General features: G+C 44.3%; 12 protein-coding genes and 4 tRNA genes. 11 read left to right on the top strand and 5 right to left on the bottom strand.

The window, feature by feature from the left end:
* The first annotated feature begins 173 nt into the window (after positions 1 to 173).
* The 10 genes from uvrY to nspC all read left to right on the top strand — a co-directional run bounded on the left by uvrY (position 174) and on the right by nspC (position 10,448).
* Positions 174 to 818 (top strand): UvrY/SirA/GacA family response regulator transcription factor, encoded by a 645-nt coding sequence (gene uvrY, locus L3V32_RS09475; RefSeq protein WP_005386783.1) that lies wholly within the window; start codon positions 174 to 176, stop codon positions 816 to 818.
* Between the two features lies 1 nt (position 819).
* Positions 820 to 2,652 (top strand): excinuclease ABC subunit UvrC, encoded by a 1,833-nt coding sequence (uvrC, locus tag L3V32_RS09480; RefSeq protein ID WP_237284179.1) that lies wholly within the window; start codon positions 820 to 822, stop codon positions 2,650 to 2,652.
* Positions 2,653 to 2,698: 46 nt separating this feature from the next.
* Positions 2,699 to 3,256, top strand: coding sequence for a CDP-diacylglycerol--glycerol-3-phosphate 3-phosphatidyltransferase (gene pgsA, locus L3V32_RS09485; protein WP_005394805.1), 558 nt, complete (start codon positions 2,699 to 2,701; stop codon positions 3,254 to 3,256).
* Between the two features lie 464 nt (positions 3,257 to 3,720).
* Positions 3,721 to 3,794, top strand: a tRNA-Cys gene (locus tag L3V32_RS09490).
* A 37-nt stretch (positions 3,795 to 3,831) separates the two neighbouring features.
* Positions 3,832 to 3,907 (top strand) — tRNA-Gly (locus tag L3V32_RS09495).
* Positions 3,908 to 3,984: 77 nt separating this feature from the next.
* Positions 3,985 to 4,071, top strand: a tRNA-Leu gene (locus L3V32_RS09500).
* A 13-nt stretch (positions 4,072 to 4,084) separates the two neighbouring features.
* A tRNA-Gly gene (locus tag L3V32_RS09505) sits at positions 4,085 to 4,160 on the top strand.
* Positions 4,161 to 5,071: 911 nt separating this feature from the next.
* Complete coding sequence (locus tag L3V32_RS09510) at positions 5,072 to 7,948, top strand: pyridoxal phosphate-dependent class III aminotransferase (protein ID WP_237284180.1); 2,877 nt, start codon at positions 5,072 to 5,074, stop codon at positions 7,946 to 7,948.
* Positions 7,949 to 7,966: 18 nt separating this feature from the next.
* On the top strand, positions 7,967 to 9,211 hold the full coding sequence (locus L3V32_RS09515) for a carboxynorspermidine synthase (protein ID WP_012841628.1): 1,245 nt from the start codon (positions 7,967 to 7,969) through the stop codon (positions 9,209 to 9,211).
* Positions 9,212 to 9,314: 103 nt separating this feature from the next.
* Complete coding sequence (nspC, locus tag L3V32_RS09520; protein ID WP_048625711.1) at positions 9,315 to 10,448, top strand: carboxynorspermidine decarboxylase; 1,134 nt, start codon at positions 9,315 to 9,317, stop codon at positions 10,446 to 10,448.
* 78 nt (positions 10,449 to 10,526) lie between these two features.
* On the opposite strand, the gene L3V32_RS09525 is transcribed toward nspC, so the two are convergent.
* The gene (locus L3V32_RS09525) at positions 10,527 to 11,039 is read right to left on the bottom strand and encodes a glycine cleavage system protein R (RefSeq protein WP_005394795.1); all 513 of its coding nucleotides are present in this window, start codon (positions 11,037 to 11,039) and stop codon (positions 10,527 to 10,529) included.
* A 226-nt stretch (positions 11,040 to 11,265) separates the two neighbouring features.
* Positions 11,266 to 12,168 (bottom strand): DUF3943 domain-containing protein, encoded by a 903-nt coding sequence (locus L3V32_RS09530; protein WP_031780425.1) that lies wholly within the window; start codon positions 12,166 to 12,168, stop codon positions 11,266 to 11,268.
* Between the two features lie 193 nt (positions 12,169 to 12,361).
* Here L3V32_RS09530 and L3V32_RS09535 point away from each other — a divergent pair, with 193 nt between their 5' ends.
* On the top strand, positions 12,362 to 13,594 hold the full coding sequence (locus L3V32_RS09535; protein ID WP_053808905.1) for a CinA family nicotinamide mononucleotide deamidase-related protein: 1,233 nt from the start codon (positions 12,362 to 12,364) through the stop codon (positions 13,592 to 13,594).
* A 95-nt stretch (positions 13,595 to 13,689) separates the two neighbouring features.
* Here L3V32_RS09535 and yfaE read toward each other — a convergent pair whose 3' ends face one another.
* The 3 genes from yfaE to nrdA form a co-directional block, all read right to left on the bottom strand.
* Positions 13,690 to 13,971 (bottom strand): class I ribonucleotide reductase maintenance protein YfaE, encoded by a 282-nt coding sequence (yfaE, locus tag L3V32_RS09540; RefSeq protein ID WP_005376817.1) that lies wholly within the window; start codon positions 13,969 to 13,971, stop codon positions 13,690 to 13,692.
* Positions 13,971 to 15,104 (bottom strand): class Ia ribonucleoside-diphosphate reductase subunit beta, encoded by a 1,134-nt coding sequence (gene nrdB / locus L3V32_RS09545; RefSeq protein ID WP_005376818.1) that lies wholly within the window; start codon positions 15,102 to 15,104, stop codon positions 13,971 to 13,973. The genes yfaE and nrdB overlap by 1 nt, the downstream gene beginning before the upstream one ends.
* Positions 15,105 to 15,185: 81 nt before the next feature.
* Positions 15,186 to 17,468 (bottom strand): class 1a ribonucleoside-diphosphate reductase subunit alpha, encoded by a 2,283-nt coding sequence (nrdA, locus tag L3V32_RS09550; RefSeq protein WP_006743144.1) that lies wholly within the window; start codon positions 17,466 to 17,468, stop codon positions 15,186 to 15,188.
* Positions 17,469 to 17,785: the final 317 nt, after the last annotated feature.

A 17,785-nucleotide genomic window follows, 5' to 3' on the forward strand; every position in this document is an offset into this window, starting at 1 on the left:
ATAATAGAGTGGTTTATGAATAAGTTCTTGCTAAAGTTTGCGTTTCAGCACATATTCATAGAAAGCAATTTTTTGTCGATTACGTTAGTATATAGGCAGTCATACTGATATCCACATTTAACAAATAATGGTTATGTGGGTGCAGAACCAATACAAAGTGTGGAGATACAAGTTTGATAAATGTTTTCCTTGTAGATGATCACGAGCTGGTTCGCACAGGGATACGACGTATTATTGAAGACGTCCGTGGAATGAACGTAGCAGGAGAAGCTGACAGCGGTGAAGATGCAGTAAAATGGTGTCGCAGTAATCATGCTGACGTCGTTTTAATGGACATGAATATGCCAGGAATTGGTGGCTTGGAAGCCACTAAAAAAATTCTTCGCGTGAATCCTGATGTGAAAATCATCGTACTTACCGTTCATACAGAAAACCCGTTTCCAACCAAGGTGATGCAGGCAGGTGCGTCTGGTTATTTAACCAAAGGTGCTGGCCCTGATGAAATGGTGAATGCGATTCGTGTCGTTAATAGTGGGCAGCGTTACATCTCACCAGAGATTGCGCAGCAGATGGCATTGAGTCAATTTTCTCCAGCCTCTGAGAACCCTTTTAAAGACTTATCCGAACGTGAATTGCAGATCATGCTTATGATCACCAAAGGCCAAAAGGTAACGGATATTTCTGAGCAACTTAATTTAAGTCCAAAGACAGTCAACAGCTATCGCTACCGACTCTTTAGTAAATTGGACATTAATGGTGACGTTGAGTTAACTCACTTAGCGATTCGCCACGGAATGCTCGACACCGAGACCCTTTAGTGTGAATCCTCCCTTCGATTCGGCTTCCTTTCTCAAGACAGTAACTCATCAGCCCGGCGTTTACAGAATGTACAACGCCGAAGCTGTTGTAATCTACGTAGGTAAAGCCAAAGATCTAAAAAAGCGCCTTTCAAGCTACTTTCGAAAAAAAGTAGACAGTGAGAAAACTCGCGCGCTTGTCAGTAATATCGCAAAAATAGACGTCACAGTGACTCACACTGAGACAGAAGCGCTCATCTTAGAGCATAACTACATCAAGCAGTATTTACCGAAATACAATGTTTTGCTGCGAGATGATAAGTCTTACCCTTATATCTTTATTAGCGGTCATAAGCACCCACGGCTTTCTATCCACCGTGGCGCCAAGAAGCGCAAAGGTGAATATTTTGGCCCCTACCCAGATTCTGGTGCAGTAAGAGAAACATTGCATTTGCTGCAAAAGATATTTCCTGTGCGCCAGTGTGAAGACACTGTCTATTCCAACCGAACGCGCCCATGTTTGATGTACCAAATTGGCCGTTGTGCAGGGCCATGCGTTGATACCATCATTTCTGATGAAGAATACGCAGAGTTGGTTGGCTTTGTGCGCATGTTTTTGCAAGGCAAAGACCAGCAAGTACTCAAACAACTGATCGAGAAAATGGAAGTTGCCAGTCAGCAATTGCGCTTTGAAGATGCCGCTAAATTCCGCGATCAAATTCAAGCGATTAGACGTGTTCAAGAGCAGCAGTACGTCTCAGAAGACAGCATGGATGATATGGATGTACTCGGGTTTGCTCAGAAGAATGGTATCGCGTGTATCCATATCCTGATGATACGCCAAGGCAAAGTGCTTGGTAGCCGTAGCCATTTTCCGAAAATCCCACAAAATACAAGCCAGCAGGAAGTGTTCGATAGTTTTCTGACTCAATACTATTTGAGCCATAATGAAGCACGCACGATTCCTTCTCGTATTATTTTGAATCAAGAGTTGGCAGAAAATATCGCGCCAATACAGAAAGCGTTAAGTGAAGTTGCAGGTCGTAAGGTTCATTTCCATACCTCGCCAACTGGCTCTCGAGCAAGGTATCTCAAGCTTTCGAACACGAATGCACTAACGGCGATTACCACCAAAATCAATCACAAGATGACGATTAATCAGCGTTTTCATGCGCTTCGCGAAACATTGAAGTTGGAGTCTATAGCTCGAATGGAGTGTTTTGATATCTCCCATACTATGGGGGAAAGTACGATTGCATCGTGTGTGGTGTTCAACAATGAAGGCCCCGTTAAGCAGGAGTATCGTCGCTATAACATCACTGGGATTACTGGTGGTGACGATTACGCTGCAATGGGACAAGCGTTGGAGCGCCGTTATTCAAAGCAATTGGACGTAGAGACAATTCCCGACATCATCTTTATCGATGGTGGTAAAGGTCAGTTAAATCGTGCGCATGATATTATTTCGCAATATTGGGGTGATTGGCCAAAGCGTCCCATCATGATTGGTATTGCGAAAGGGGTCACTCGCAAACCAGGCTTAGAAACGCTGATTACAGTCGATGGGGACGAGTTTCATTTACCAAGCGATGCTCCAGCGCTGCATCTTATTCAACATATTCGTGATGAAAGCCATAACCATGCTATAGCGGGGCATCGTGCTAAGCGAGGTAAAACCAGACGTACTAGTGCACTTGAAGGGATTGAGGGAATCGGCCCTAAACGACGTCAGGCGTTACTCAAGTACATGGGTGGGCTACAAGAACTTAAACGTGCAAGTGTCGAAGAAATCGCCAAAGTACCGGGAATAAGTCACTCTTTAGCAGAAATTATTTTCCAAGCATTGAAACAATAAGGAAAATCGCGCAACATTAAGCCGCAATGTGTAAGAGAATAATAAAATGCGTTTGAATATCCCGAACATTCTGTCTCTTCTTAGACTGTTCCTAATCCCTGTTTTTGTGGTTGTCTTTTATCTACCTTATTCATGGGCACCGTTTGCAGCAGCAATGGTGTTTTGGGTAGCGGGTTTTACTGACTGGCTTGACGGTATGTTGGCCCGTAAACTTGGCCAAACTTCTCGTTTTGGTGCGTTTATTGATCCTGTTGCTGATAAAGTGCTAGTGGCAACGGCATTGATTTTAATCACGGAACATTACCATTCAATTTGGGTGACCATTCCTGCGGTAACGATGATCGCGCGAGAAATCATTATCTCAGCATTGCGAGAATGGATGGCTGAAATCGGTAAGCGAGCCAGTGTTGCGGTATCTTGGGTTGGCAAAGTAAAAACTGTTTCGCAAATGTTCGCCTTATGGGTGTTGATATGGCGTTACGATGAATGGATGGTTTGGCTAGGCTTTGCAGCATTGTATGTGGCAACTTTCTTGACGTACTGGTCAATGATTCAATATTTAGCAGCTGCGAAAGACGATCTGTTGAATGAAGAGCATCATTAAATTCTGATATTAGAAAGCAGGCTTAATAGCCTGCTTTTTTGTATCTAAGATAATCTACAGCATTTCTTTGCTTCTCACGTTTTTCAATGCTTGCTAACAGTCATGCTTGAAATTTGTATCTGGAGCTTTTGCTTCGATAGAGTTCCATATGTGATCTAAGTCTTGTTTTCGCCCTTGGAGAGTCTCAGAGAAGCGAGCCTCCTGATTATTAACGCTTCAATACACGTAACGCACGGCCATCAGTGTAAGGCGTAGCCAAAGTTTTATGATAAACAAGTGTATTTAAGCGATTTTTAGTATTAAAACTAAGCAATCTACAGTCTTTCGCACAAATTCTAGTCAAACGATTTAAAAAAATAAAAATAGTATTGACTCGATCGCTCGAATCCGTAGAATGCATCCCGTACCCAGGAGAGCACAGCTCAGTAGGGTGGTGAAAAAAGCTTAGCTTTATTCAAAGATGAGGCGCCTTGGCAGAGTGGCTATGCAGCGGATTGCAAATCCGTGGACCTCGGTTCGACTCCGGGAGGCGCCTCCATTATTCTTTTGAGAGTGAATAGCTTTCGAGAATAAATGCGACACTAGCTCAGTTGGTAGAGCGCAACCTTGCCAAGGTTGAGGTCACGAGTTCGAACCTCGTGTGTCGCTCCAAATTTTATTGATATGGCGTTAGCGGTATCAGATGGTGTTTTACTTTTCTGTAAAGGCATCACAAAGAATATTTGTGTGCCCTGGTGGTGGAATTGGTAGACACAAGGGATTTAAAATCCCTCGACGTTCGCGTTGTGCCGGTTCAAGTCCGGCCCGGGGCACCATCTCATATTAAATGCGACACTAGCTCAGTTGGTAGAGCGCAACCTTGCCAAGGTTGAGGTCACGAGTTCGAACCTCGTGTGTCGCTCCAGGTTTAAGGCCCAGCATAAAAATGCTGGGCCTTTTTTGTATTTCTTAAAATCTTAAATTTCTTCTTCGCGATGTATTTCTTTAAGCACTGAGCTCCTTCAGCTTACTAACTTAACTCCTTGTTAATTTTAGCCATAGCAACGTCACTTCATGGCCATACCTATCCGACTAGTTTAAGTTTAGTCAATCAAAGTTCTGTGAATAAAGACTCATCGATTTAGGCTGAGCAGTAACGTAAATACTAGCTCTGTTAAATGCCTTGGATACTGAAAATAATGTTCTACGATTAAAGAGTGGTATGTTCATAAACCGTTTTGGTTCATGGCGCTGATATTGTATGGATATTTGTTTAAATAACAGGTATTTGAGAAAAGAAGAAAAGCGTTGTAGATGAGTATGAATGTACAAATATCACTAGGGGGAACTTTGTTGTGATTTGCGTCACTGTTACTAATATGAAAAATCGTTGCCAGAAGATTTTATTTTGTGATAAATTCGCGCGCAATCTCGGAGCGTAATTAACAACGTTTGATCTCTGGGGGATACGCGTAGTGACCATTCAAGCTGATTGTGACACTGCGTAGGGTAGGTATCGGCAAAGCCTTTTGTCGATAGACGGGATACTAATGCTGTAAAAGCGGCATATTAATGGGAAACCCAACATTGAAACCTTTGAATAAACACACACTAATCAGCTTCATACTGCCGAAATGTCCTGTTTTACAAAACGGGTGCATTACGGAACCTTGATTAATCCCTTTTACATATAAAGTCACGAATATCGTGGCAGATGATCTGTATTTGTCATTTTGCACTGACAAATGCGGAGGGGTATACACACCTCCTGTAACTTCGTTCCAATGATTATTAATACAGGATATAGAATTATTATAATTCAAGGGATTATGTAGTATGAGCACTGCCTTTGAAGTCGATAGCAATATCGCAAACATTTTTTCGTCTCAGGTTCCTATCGTTGAGGGAACGTATGACTTAACGCCAGATCAAGTATTGATTGATCAGGCTGAGCATGAATCTGAAGTGCGTTCTTATCCACGTCGCTTGCCAATCGCAATTAAACAAGCTTTTGGTTGCTTGGTTGAAGATACACGTGGACAGATCTTTTTAGACTGCCTTGCGGGGGCGGGCACTCTAGCTTTGGGGTATAACCATCCTGAAATAAACCAAGCTCTGAAAGAGCAATTAGATTCGGGTCTGCCATATCAGACGCTAGATATTGCAACATCAGCAAAAACGACGTTTATTCAATCTGTTAAATCTTTTCTTCCTCAAGAGTTAAGTGAGAACAGCGTTATCCAATTTTGTGGTCCGTCTGGAGCCGATGCAGTTGAAGCCGCGATCAAGCTCGCGAAGCAGACTACTGGTCGCAACACCATGTTTGCTTTTCGTGGCGCATATCATGGTATGACTAACGGCACAATGGGAATGATGGGCAACCTAGGTACGAAAGCGCGTCGAACTGGTTTAATGTCAGACGTGCACTTTATGCCTTTCCCATACAATCTGCGTTGTCCATTTGGGCTTGGCGGTGATGAAGGTGCGAAAGCAAGTATTCGCTATATCGATCGTCTTTTAAACGATGATGAATCGGGCATTATGAAGCCTGCTGCGATCATCGTTGAGCCAGTGCAAGGTGAGGGTGGTGTTGTTCCTGCGCCAGCATTCTGGCTGCGAGAGTTACGTCGTATTTGTGATGAACACGGTATCTTACTGATCTTCGATGAGATCCAGTGTGGTGTTGGTAAAACTGGCTACAATTTCGCATTTGAAGAGTCGGGCATTGTTCCAGATATCCTGTGTTTATCAAAAGCTATTGGCGGTGGCTTACCAATGTCGCTATTGGTTATCAACAAGCAGCATGATACTTGGAAGCCGGGCGAACACACAGGTACGTTTCGTGGCAATCAGTTAGCCATGGTCTCTGGTGCGAAAGCATTAGAAATCATCCAGCGTGACAATCTGGTTGAGCATGCCAATATTGCGGGCCAGTATTTGCGCTATGGTCTTGAAAGCATTAAAAAGCGCGTGAACTGTATCGCAGAAGTACGTGGCAAAGGCTTGATGCTTGGTGTGGAGATTAAAAATCCAAACGGTGAGCTCAATAAATTTGGCGAACCTCAAGCGGATAGTGAACTCACTCTTTCCATTCAACGCGCAGCACTTGAGCGTGGCTTGATCGTTGAGAAAGGCGGACGTGAAGGTGCAGTAATTCGCTTCCTTCCTCCTCTTATCATCTCGTTTGAGCAAATCGACTTTGCTTTACGTGTATTTGAAGACGCGATTTTAGCAGCAGGCGGTAGTCACATCGAAACTCAGCCACAAGATGAATGGAAGAAGCATTTCATCCACACTGGAGAGTTGGGCAGCAATGAGTTTGCTTCGGTGATGAATCACACTACGACAGCAATGAAATCAGTGTTTGAACAGGTTGCTGCACCATACTCAGGTATGGATCCAAAAGCATTGGAAGCAGCGATCCATGCTGTTGATCTTGACAATAAAAATGCGCCTCTCAAAACGGTTATTGATGATGCAGCCGAGTTGGTCGCGAAAAACGCGATTTTTACTCAACATCCAGATTGTATCGCTCACCTTCATACTCCACCGTTGATGCCTGCTATTGCCGCAGAGGCAATGATTGCGGCTTTGAACCAATCAATGGACTCATGGGATCAAGCTTCATCAGCGACTTATGTTGAACAGAAAGTTGTGAACTGGCTATGCGATAAATACGAGTTAGGTGAAAAAGCGGACGGTATCTTCACGAGCGGCGGCACGCAAAGTAATCAAATGGGTTTGATGCTTGCGCGTGATTGGATTGCTGACAAACTCAGTGCACACTCAATTCAAAAGCTTGGCCTTCCTGAATACGCAGACAAGCTGCGTATTGTATGTTCGAAAAAATCCCACTTCACGGTTCAAAAATCAGCGTCTTGGATGGGATTGGGTGAAAAAGCGGTCATGGCCGTCGATGCGAATGCCGATGGAACGATGGATGTCACTAAGTTAGACGAAGTTCTAAATCAGGCAAAAGCAGAAGGTTTGATCCCATTTGCAATTGTCGGCACAGCGGGCACAACGGATCACGGTGCTATTGATGACCTAGACTTTATCGCCGATATGGCAGCGAAACATGACATGTGGATGCACGTCGACGGTGCATACGGTGGAGCTCTGATTCTAAGTAGCCAAAAAGCCCGTCTGAAAGGTTGTGAGCGTGCACACTCCATCAGCGTAGACTTCCACAAGTTGTTTTACCAAACCATCAGTTGTGGCGCGCTGTTGGTGAATGACAAGTCTAACTTTAAATTCCTGCTTCATCATGCAGACTACTTGAACCGCGAACACGACGAACTACCGAACTTGGTGGATAAGTCTATTGCTACAACTAAGCGTTTTGATGCGCTAAAAGTGTTTATGACGATGCAAAGCGTGGGGCCAAAAGCCCTAGGCGATATGTACGATCATTTACTTGATCAGACGCTTGAAGTTGCGGATATGATTCGAGATAACAAACACTTTGAGTTGTTGGCTGAACCATCGCTATCTACGGTTCTGTTCCGCGCGACACATGAATCAGCGGATCTTGATGAACTGAATAAAACGTTGCGCTTAGAAGCGTTAACACGTGGTATCGCGGTATTGGGTGAAACCATTGTCGACGATAAAACTGCATTGAAATTTACGATTTTGAACCCGTGTCTGACGACGGCGGACTTTGAATCTTTGCTCTCAAAAATCAATACGCTAGCGGCAGAGCTAGTTTAACAAAGGTAACGGAAAACTATGGCAATTCTACAGATTGGTGCAGGCGGCGTTGGCTGGGTAGTTGCACATAAAGCAGCACAAAACAACGACGTTCTGGGTGATATCACAATCGCATCACGTACCGTAGGTAAGTGTGAGAAAATCATCGAATCGATTCAGAAGAAAAACAATCTGAAAGATTCAACTAAGAAACTAGAAGCTCGTGCGGTAAACGCGGACGACGTAGATTCTTTAGTTGCTTTAATTAAAGAAGTGCAGCCTGACTTAGTGATCAACGCGGGTCCTCCTTGGGTGAACATGTCTATTATGGAAGCATGTTACCAAGCTAAAGTGTCATACCTTGATACATCTGTTGCGGTTGATTTGTGCTCTGAAGGCCAACAAGTACCTCAAGCTTACGATTGGCAGTGGGGCTACCGTGAGAAGTTTGAAGAGGCGGGTATCACAGGTATTCTTGGTGCCGGTTTCGATCCGGGCGTAGTATCGGTGTTTGCTGCATACGCGGTGAAACATCTGTTCGATGAAATCGATACTATCGACGTAATGGATGTAAACGCAGGTGACCACGGTAAGAAGTTCGCAACTAACTTTGACCCAGAAACGAACATGCTTGAGATTCAAGGTGATTCCTTCTACTGGGAAAACGGCGAGTGGAAACAAGTACCTTGTCACTCACGTATGCTTGAGTTTGAATTCCCGAACTGTGGTTCACATAAAGTGTACTCAATGGCGCACGACGAAGTTCGATCTATGCAAGAGTTCATCCCGGCGAAACGTATCGAATTCTGGATGGGCTTTGGTGATCGTTACCTAAATTACTTCAATGTAATGCGTGACATCGGTCTACTCAGCCCAGATCCACTAACACTGCACGACGGTACGGTTGTTCAACCTTTGCACGTGCTAAAAGCACTACTACCAGATCCAACATCTCTCGCGCCAGGCTACACTGGCCTAACGTGTATCGGTACTTGGGTTCAAGGTAAGAAAGACGGTAAAGAGCGCAGTGTGTTCATCTACAACAACGCAGATCACGAAGTCGCATACGAAGATGTTGAACACCAAGCTATCTCATACACCACTGGCGTACCTGCGATCACTGCGGCTTTGCAGTTCTTCCGTGGCAAGTGGGCAGACAAAGGCGTGTTCAACATGGAGCAGCTAGATCCTGACCCATTCCTAGAAACCATGCCATCTATTGGTCTAGATTGGCATGTTCAAGAACTGGAGCCAGGACAACCTGTTATCCATAAATTGAAGTAAGAATTTAGCGACTCTTATTTGTACGTTTGAGCCGATGCACTTGCGTCGGCTTTGTTCGATTTTATAGTGCCTTTGCTAAGGCGAAGGGACGTAAGGTATCAAAATGCAACAAAACGAACTAAAAACGCCATACTTCATGATTAATGAAGACAAGCTGATTGAGAACCTAGAGAAAGCAAAACAGCTAAAAGACATCTCTGGTGTGAAGCTTGTATTAGCACTGAAGTGCTTCTCAACATGGGGTGTATTCGACATCATCAAGCCTTACCTAGACGGAACAACCAGCTCTGGCCCGTTTGAAGTGAAGCTTGGCTACGAAACGTTCGGTGGTGAGACACACGCATACAGTGTGGGTTACAGCGAAGATGACGTTCGCGATGTGGCGAACATCTGTGACAAGATGATCTTTAACTCTCAGTCACAGTTAGCGGCTTATCGTCATATTGTCGAAGGTAAAGCATCGATTGGCTTGCGCCTAAACCCTGGTGTGAGCTACGCAGGGCAAGACTTAGCAAACCCAGCTCGTCAATTCTCTCGTCTTGGTGTTCAGGCTGATCACATCAAACCGGAAATTTTTGATGGTATTGATGGCGTAATGTTCCACATGAACTGTGAGAACAAAGACGTGGATGCGTTTATCGGCTTACTCGATGCTATTTCAGAGCAGTTTGGCGAGTACCTAGATAAGCTGGACTGGGTAAGCATGGGTGGCGGCGTGTTCTTCACATGGCCGGGATACGACATCGAGAAGTTGGGTTTAGCGCTTAAAGCATTCTCAGAGAAACACGGCGTACAAATGTATCTAGAGCCGGGTGAAGCGATCATCACTAAGACAACCGATCTTGTTGTAACAGTGGTTGATATCGTGGAGAACGTGAAGAAGACGGCGATTGTCGATTCAGCAACAGAAGCCCACCGTTTGGATACACTTATCTACAACGAGCCAGCGTCCATTCTTGAAGCATCTGAAAACGGTGAACATGAATACGTGATTGGGTCGTGCTCTTGTTTAGCTGGTGACCAGTTTTGCGTGGCGAACTTCGAACAGCCTCTCGAGATCGGACAGCGTCTGCATATTCTAGATAGTGCAGGTTACACCATGGTGAAACTGAACTGGTTTAACGGTCTACGTATGCCTTCGGTTTACTGTGAACGCTCGAATGGTGACATTCAAAAACTGAATGAATTTGACTACTCTGATTTCAAACGTTCACTATCTCAGTGGTCGGTGAAATAAAACGTATTGAGTATTAGAACGACAAAGAGCAGCTGAATTGCTGCTCTTTTTTATTGGGGAAGCGTTAAAGGTGTGCAGTTAGCTTTCTACGATTACACGAGTGTCTTCACTCAGAGATTCTAACTCATTAGCCACGTCCTCTATTTCTAGCTCGCTAGGCAATTTAATCGCCATTTTTGCGCTGAATAAGCTGGAGCTTACCCCACCGCCGCCTGCAATGAATACGCGTTGGCAATCCATATCTAGAATTGAAATGCCTTGATTATCGAGAACGTGAGTAATTTCATTCACAATACCTGCTCTATCGTTGGCATCTAAGCGAAGCTGAAAGATGGTGTCTTCACGATGCGAGTGAGGATCCGAGTCAACGAACCTAACCACAAGAGTTTGACATGAAGAGAACGCCTCTTTAACGATGTCGGCATTTTCTCTTGGAAGCTCTACTTTGATGACACCTGCAACTTGATCTTCGATAAAGTTTACTTTGCTTATCAGCCATTTACCGCCATTTTCATGAGTAATTGCTGCGAGTTCTTTGATAGTTGCGGGTGACGCTTGTCCGACAAAATTAACAATAAATACGGTGTTCATAATGTCCCCTCCTGGAATAAGGTTTGGACGCAGTACGAATAAACGTGCTACTTAAGTTATTGGAATAAATCCTTTTATTTAGTGTAGGTGCTAGGAGAGGGTTATGTTTGATGAAAGTCAATTTTTGACACTAATTCGTGAAGCAAATAATTAAAACGATGTTTAGGGCACAAAAAAGCAGCCATCATAAGGCTGCTTTTCTACCGAGTATCAACTCAAGTCAAGGCTAAAATGTTACTTTTAGTTCGACACCGTAAAATTGGCTATCGTAGTTGGCACCTGCGTCCATTGCGAATTTTGCGACGTCTTGATTACCAAACCAAGGTGATGAATTAAATTGTAGCTCTGCACTACCGCCCCACGCATCGGTTACCCAATAATGGATATGCCCAACAGGGTTTAGGAAGAAGAGTGATACATCACCGACGGTTTCAGAGCCCATGACTTCGCCGCCGTTTGCTACAATATCTTGCTCAGCAGTGAGCATCATTTCGCCAACCACAGCACCAAAGAATGGTGTGATAAAAATATCCTGCCAAGATGGCACTTCTGCAAATGCCTCTACTCCGTACTCCCAAAAGAACGTTGACATGGTTGCGGAGTACAAGAATGACTGAAACTCGTTATAGCCAGCGTGGCGTGCGGCTGTGTAGTAAACGCCGCCAAAATAAGGGTGCATGATGTAGTTGAGGACATGTTCATCACGATCCCAAACAGGCCCGTCAGAGACATTATCTTTCCATTTTTGACCCAGCTTACTCATGTCTCGGTCTTCTTCGTCCCACTTAGTGATACTTTCTGGAAGGAAAGTCATCATACCAACGGTTGCGATACTCAGGCCAAGAATGGTGTATGTTTGACCCATGAGGTAATCCCAGTCTTTATCTTGAGGGATTATGAGATGTTTAGGCTGAAGCCCTGCATCAAGATTTAATGAATCATCATTATTCTGTTCAAACATAAGACCGCGATTTTGAGACTCGAAGGTGTACAGAGTCGTCGTTTCGCAGTAACCTGACAAGCAATCAGGTGTGTAAGAAAACTCCGTATGACTGGTCATATCGTACTGACTTGCGTGCGCAAGCGCTGACGAAGTCAAGCAAAGGCCAGTTAGAGTTTTCTTGAACATGGATGATTTTGACACAAAGGTCTCCGAGTTGATGGTGTGATGATCGGGCTCGCAATTATCCCTCAAAACATCAACCATTTAAATACTTGATCCTTATTTAGTCCCAATATATCTCGTCGAGATTCGTCCAAATAAAAAGAAAAATAAGCACTATAACGAATAATAGGATCGTGCTTATGTTCAGGAGTCAGTTGTGAAAATAGCAATGCTTAGTACCGGTGAGGAAGTGCTCCACGGTGATATTGTTGATACTAATGCGGCATGGTTATCTAGCCTGTTTTATCAACATGGATTTGGCTTAACAAAGCGCTCAACGGTTGGTGATAGCCTGTCGAGCTTGGTTGAAGAGTTTTTAATGTTGAGCTTCAACAATGACGTGGTGATCGTGAATGGTGGTTTAGGGCCAACGACCGATGATATGAGTGCGGCCGCCGCAGCGAGAGCTGCTGAGTGTAAACTCGTGCTTTTCAAAGAGTGGTTGCAGCATCTAGAAAGTTTGTATGCTCGACGTGGCATCCCAATGCCAGACAGTAACTTAAAACAAGCCATGCTACCAGAAACGGCTGAGATTCTGGATAACCCGATAGGCACGGCCTGTGGTTTCAAGATGCTGATTAATGATGCCATTTTTTATTTTACGCCGGGTGTGCCAAGTGAATTTAAGCTTATGGCAGAGACGCAAATTTTGCCTGATCTGAGAAGAGCTTTTCCAGAGGTGCAAGGTTCATGTTGTAGTCGAATCTATACGTTCGGCCTTTCCGAATCCGGCATCTCGGACAAGCTTGATCAGCTAAAACTTCCTCAAGGGTATGAGCTTGGTTATCGCTCTTACTTACCTTTTATTGAAGTGAAACTCTTTGGCCCTTCTGACCAGCTTGAACAGCGTTTGAAGTTGGTACAGATGATCAATAAGCATCTTGAAAGCAATACCGTTAGTATTGATTTACCTATGGTTGAAAATGTCGGCCAGCTGTTGGTGGATAAAGAGTTAACCGTGTCGGTTTCCGAAAAAAGCAGTGGTGGATACTTAACTTATTGGTTAAATAGTGATGAAAACGCTGAAAGGCAACTTGGACATGGTTGGGTACTACCAAGCCAGACTCAAGCGATGAGCAACAGCGGAGACCCATTAGCAGAAACGTTTGCTCTGGCAGGAGCGACGCGAGAGAAGTGTGGGACGGATTTATCACTCGTCACTGGCGATATTGAAGAGGGTGTTTTTTCCGTCGCTTTATCGACACCGTCAGGCGAGTGGGGAGCATTATATAAACTCTCGAAAAAGTATCCGCGCAATGATCAAGTTAAAGTGATCAGCACGGCAGCACTAGACTTGTTGCGTCGTTACCTAGAACGTAAACCGATGTTTGCACATTATGCATTTTTAGAGAAAGTTAAAGAGATGCATCTCCCAGGTAGTGCTTTATAACCAGAGACCTATAACAGCCTGAGAGATAAAACACGTAGATACAAAAAAGCCAAGGTAATCACCTTGGCTTTTGCGTTTTATACCGTCGAGTCACGTTATGCGCGCTGCTTTTCTTTCATCGCGTAGTTAACGCCACTGAGTGACAAATCCGATTTTGCTTTACAGATACAAGGTAATATCTCATCACTTTGCGTGTAAGCCATGGCAAAACCAACATACTCCACTTCACCAGATTCCAACTTGCAGCGACAAGCGCCACAGTGCCCATCACGACAGTTGTATTCTGGTAATAAGCCAGCTTGCTCCATTGTTTCCAAAATTGTATTGGAAGGGTTGGATTCAATACTGATGAGTTTGTTGATTTTGAGTGTTGCCATTACAGCTCGAATCCTTCGAAGTCGTCTGCGCGAACTTCATTGTCAATTTGACCCACAAGGTAAGAAGAAATTTCCGCTTCTTGAGGTGCAACTTGAACGTTATCTGAAGACAACCAAGCGTTAATCCATGGGATTGGGTTGGTTGTTGCTTCTGGATAAGCTGCAGGTAGACCTACTGCTTGCATACGGATGTTGGTGATGTATTCAACATATTGGCTTAGGATGTCTTTGTTTAGACCGATCATCGAGCCATCTTTGAATAGATACTCTGCCCACTCTTTTTCTTGTTCAGCCGCTTCTTTGAATAGGTCAAAACAGTCTTGTTTTGCTTCTTCCGCGATTTGCATGAAAGTGAAATCATCCTGACCGTTACGTAGCAGGTTGATCATGTGTTGCGTACCGTTCAGGTGAAGCGCTTCATCACGTGCAATCAGTTTGATGATTTTCGCGTTACCTTCCATTAGTTCGCGTTCTGCGAAAGCGAAAGAACATGCGAAACTTACGTAAAAACGAATCGCTTCTAGAGCGTTCACAGACATCAGACAGATGTACAGTTTCTTCTTAAGGTCGTACAGACTAACCTTAACCGTTTCACCGTTAAGGACATGCTCACCTTCACCGTAGCGATGGTAATCATTCGTCGCTTGAATCAAATCGTCGTAGTAGTGCGCGATGTCTTTTGCACGCTTCAGGATGTGCTCGTTCTCAACGATATCATCAAATACCACAGCAGGGTCGTTCACGATGTTACGAATAATGTGCGTGTAAGAACGAGAGTGAATCGTTTCAGAGAAAGACCAAGTCTCAATCCAAGTCTCTAGTTCCGGCAGAGATACAAGCGGCAGCAGTGCCACGTTAGGGCTACGACCTTGGATAGAGTCTAGAAGCGTTTGGTACTTCAAGTTAGAGATGAAGATGTGCTTCTCGTGATCTGGCAGTTTGTTGTAATCGATACGGTCGCTAGATACGTCTACTTCTTCTGGACGCCAGAAGAAAGAAAGTTGTTTCTCGATAAGCTTTTCGAAAATCTCAAACTTTTGTTGGTCGTAGCGTGCAACGTTTACTGATTGACCTAGAAACATTGGTTCCTTCAATTGGTCATTCTTTTTTTGGTTAAAAGTACTGTAAGCCATAATGCCTCAATTCCTTTTAAACCTCCCCATAAGGGGAGGTTATCGATAGTCTGTCTTTACGGAGTGTTAGGTGCGGGTAGATTAAATCTTACAACCGCCGCCAGCACAATCGTCATCTTGTGGTTGAACAGCGTCTTTCTGTTCATCTTTTGCGCCATCACGAGTGTTATGGTAGTAAAGCGTTTTCACACCAAACTTGTACGCTGTTAGCAGGTCTTGAAGTAGTTTCTTCATTGGTACCTTGCCAGTCTCGTAACGTGACGGGTCGTAGTTAGTATTAGCAGAGATAGCTTGGTCAACAAACTTCTGCATAATACCCACAAGATGTAGGTAACCGTCGTTCGAACCGATGTTCCAAAGCAGTTCATAGTTGTCTTTAAGTTCAGTGAACTCAGGTACAACTTGCTTCAGAATACCGTCTTTCGAAGCTTTTACTGAAACATAACCACGTGGTGGCTCAATACCGTTAGTGGCGTTTGAAATCTGAGAAGAGGTCTCAGAAGGCATTAGCGCAGTCAGTGTTGAGTTACGTAGGCCGTGCTCCATAATTTCTTTACGTAGGCTGTCCCAGTCGTAGTGCAGCGCTTCGTCACAAATTAGGTCGATATCTTTCTTGTACGTATCAATCGGCAGTAAGCCTTTCGCGTAGTTCGTTTCGTCGAATGAAGGACACTTGCCTTGCTCTTTTGCCAGTTCTACCGATGCTTTTAGTAGGTAGTACTGCATTGCTTCGAACGTACGGTGAGTCAGGCCATTTGCGCTACCGTCAGAGTATTTCACGCCATGCTTCGCTAAGTAGTAAGCGAAGTTGATCACACCAACACCTAGCGTACGACGGTTCATCGTCGATTTGTATGCCGCTGGTAGAGGGTAATCTTGATAATCAAGCAGTGCATCTAGCGCACGAACAACAAGATCAGATAGCTCTTCGAAATCATCTAGAGACTTGATAGCACCAAGGTTGAAGGCAGAAAGCGTACATAGTGCGATCTCGCCCGAGTCATCTTCAACGTTAGTTAATGGCTTCGTTGGCAGTGCGATTTCTAGACATAGGTTCGATTGACGAACTGGCGCTACTTCAGAGTCGAATGGGCTGTGAGTATTACAGTGGTCCACGTTCTGAATGTAGATACGACCTGTTGATGCACGCTCTTGCATTAGCAGAGTGAACATTTCAATCGCTTTAACCGTTTCTTTCTTGATTGAAGGATCGTTCTCGTACTTCACGTATAGACGCTCAAACTCTTCTTGGTTTTCGAAGAATGCGTCGTATAGACCCGGTACGTCTGAAGGTGAGAATAGTGTGATGTTGCCACCCTCAACCAAACGTTGGTACATCAGTTTGTTCAGCTGTACACCGTAGTCCATGTGACGAACACGGTTCTCTTCAACACCACGGTTGTTTTTAAGCACCATTAGAGAGCGAGCTTCGCCGTGCCACATTGGGTAGAATACAGTCGCTGCGCCACCACGAACACCACCTTGCGAACAACATTTTACTGCGGTTTGGAAGTATTTGTAGAACGGGATACAGCCAGTGTGGAATGCTTCACCACCGCGAATCTCTGAACCTAATGCACGGATACGACCAGCGTTGATACCAATACCAGCGCGCTGAGATACGTAACGAACAATCGAGCTTGCTGTTGCGTTGATAGAATCAAGACTGTCGCCACACTCAATCAGAACACATGAGCTGAACTGGCGAGTAGGGGTACGCACGCCAGACATAATTGGCGTAGGTAGAGAAATCTTAAATGTCGATGTCGCATCGTAGAAACGCTTGATGTAATCAAGACGCGTTGCTTTTGGATATTTCGCAAATAGGCACGCTGCTACAAGGATATATAAGAACTGAGCACTTTCGTAAATTTGGCCCGTTACACGGTTTTGTACGAAGTACTTGCCCTCTAGCTGCTTAACTGCCGCGTATGAGAAGTTTAGGTCGCGTTTATGGTCGATGTACGCATCAAGTTCGTCGAGTTCTGCTTTTGTGTAGTCTTCTAGAATATGTTGATCGTACTTACCCATATCGACGAGGCGAGACACGTGATCATGAAGCGTTGGTGGCTCGTATTGGCCATACGCTTTTTTACGCAGATGGAATACCGCTAGGCGAGCAGCTAGGTATTGGTAATCCGGAGTCTCTTCAGAGATCAGGTCTGCCGCAGACTTGATGATTGTCTCGTGAATATCTGTCGTTGTGATGCCGTCGTAAAACTGGATGTGAGCGCGAAGTTCTACTTGAGAAACCGAAACATTATCTAGACCTTCTGCAGCCCAAGTGATAACGCGGTGGATTTTATCCAGATCGATACTTTCTTTACGGCCATCACGCTTGGTGACGGTAAGTTGTTGGTTCATTCTGCTTTATTTCCCTAAGAAAACTGATAAAAGCCGTATTTTTGTTTGTTTATGTGCAATATGAGTAAAGCTTGCGGCGGCTTTGTGATCAAAGTCTATCTATATATTGTCGCTTAAACACAACATATAGGGGTTCATTTGTTTGCGGGTTACAAGATAGTGCTATTACACTGATTTATCAAGGTACAGATCGGGGATGACTTGTGGATAACTGACAAAATGAAAAAAATCAGTAAGTGAACACTAACCGATGAGAAAAGGGCAGACTTGAATGGTTAAAAGCACGGTTTTGAGATCGGTTTAGAAATAACCGCATG

The organism is Vibrio sp. J2-4 (assembly GCF_021728155.1).
GTDB classification, from domain to species: Bacteria; Pseudomonadota; Gammaproteobacteria; order Enterobacterales; family Vibrionaceae; genus Vibrio; species Vibrio diabolicus.

Coding starts and splice junctions, on each gene's coding strand:
- nspC (WP_048625711.1), top strand. CDS start 9,315: ATGCAACAAAACGAACTAAAAACGCCATACTTCATGATTAATGAAGAC.
- L3V32_RS09515 (WP_012841628.1), top strand. CDS start 7,967: ATGGCAATTCTACAGATTGGTGCAGGCGGCGTTGGCTGGGTAGTTGCA.
- yfaE (WP_005376817.1), bottom strand. CDS start 13,971: ATGGCAACACTCAAAATCAACAAACTCATCAGTATTGAATCCAACCCT.
- L3V32_RS09530 (WP_031780425.1), bottom strand. CDS start 12,168: ATGTTCAAGAAAACTCTAACTGGCCTTTGCTTGACTTCGTCAGCGCTT.
- nrdB (WP_005376818.1), bottom strand. CDS start 15,104: ATGGCTTACAGTACTTTTAACCAAAAAAAGAATGACCAATTGAAGGAA.
- L3V32_RS09525 (WP_005394795.1), bottom strand. CDS start 11,039: ATGAACACCGTATTTATTGTTAATTTTGTCGGACAAGCGTCACCCGCA.
- pgsA (WP_005394805.1), top strand. CDS start 2,699: ATGCGTTTGAATATCCCGAACATTCTGTCTCTTCTTAGACTGTTCCTA.
- nrdA (WP_006743144.1), bottom strand. CDS start 17,468: ATGAACCAACAACTTACCGTCACCAAGCGTGATGGCCGTAAAGAAAGT.
- L3V32_RS09510 (WP_237284180.1), top strand. CDS start 5,072: ATGAGCACTGCCTTTGAAGTCGATAGCAATATCGCAAACATTTTTTCG.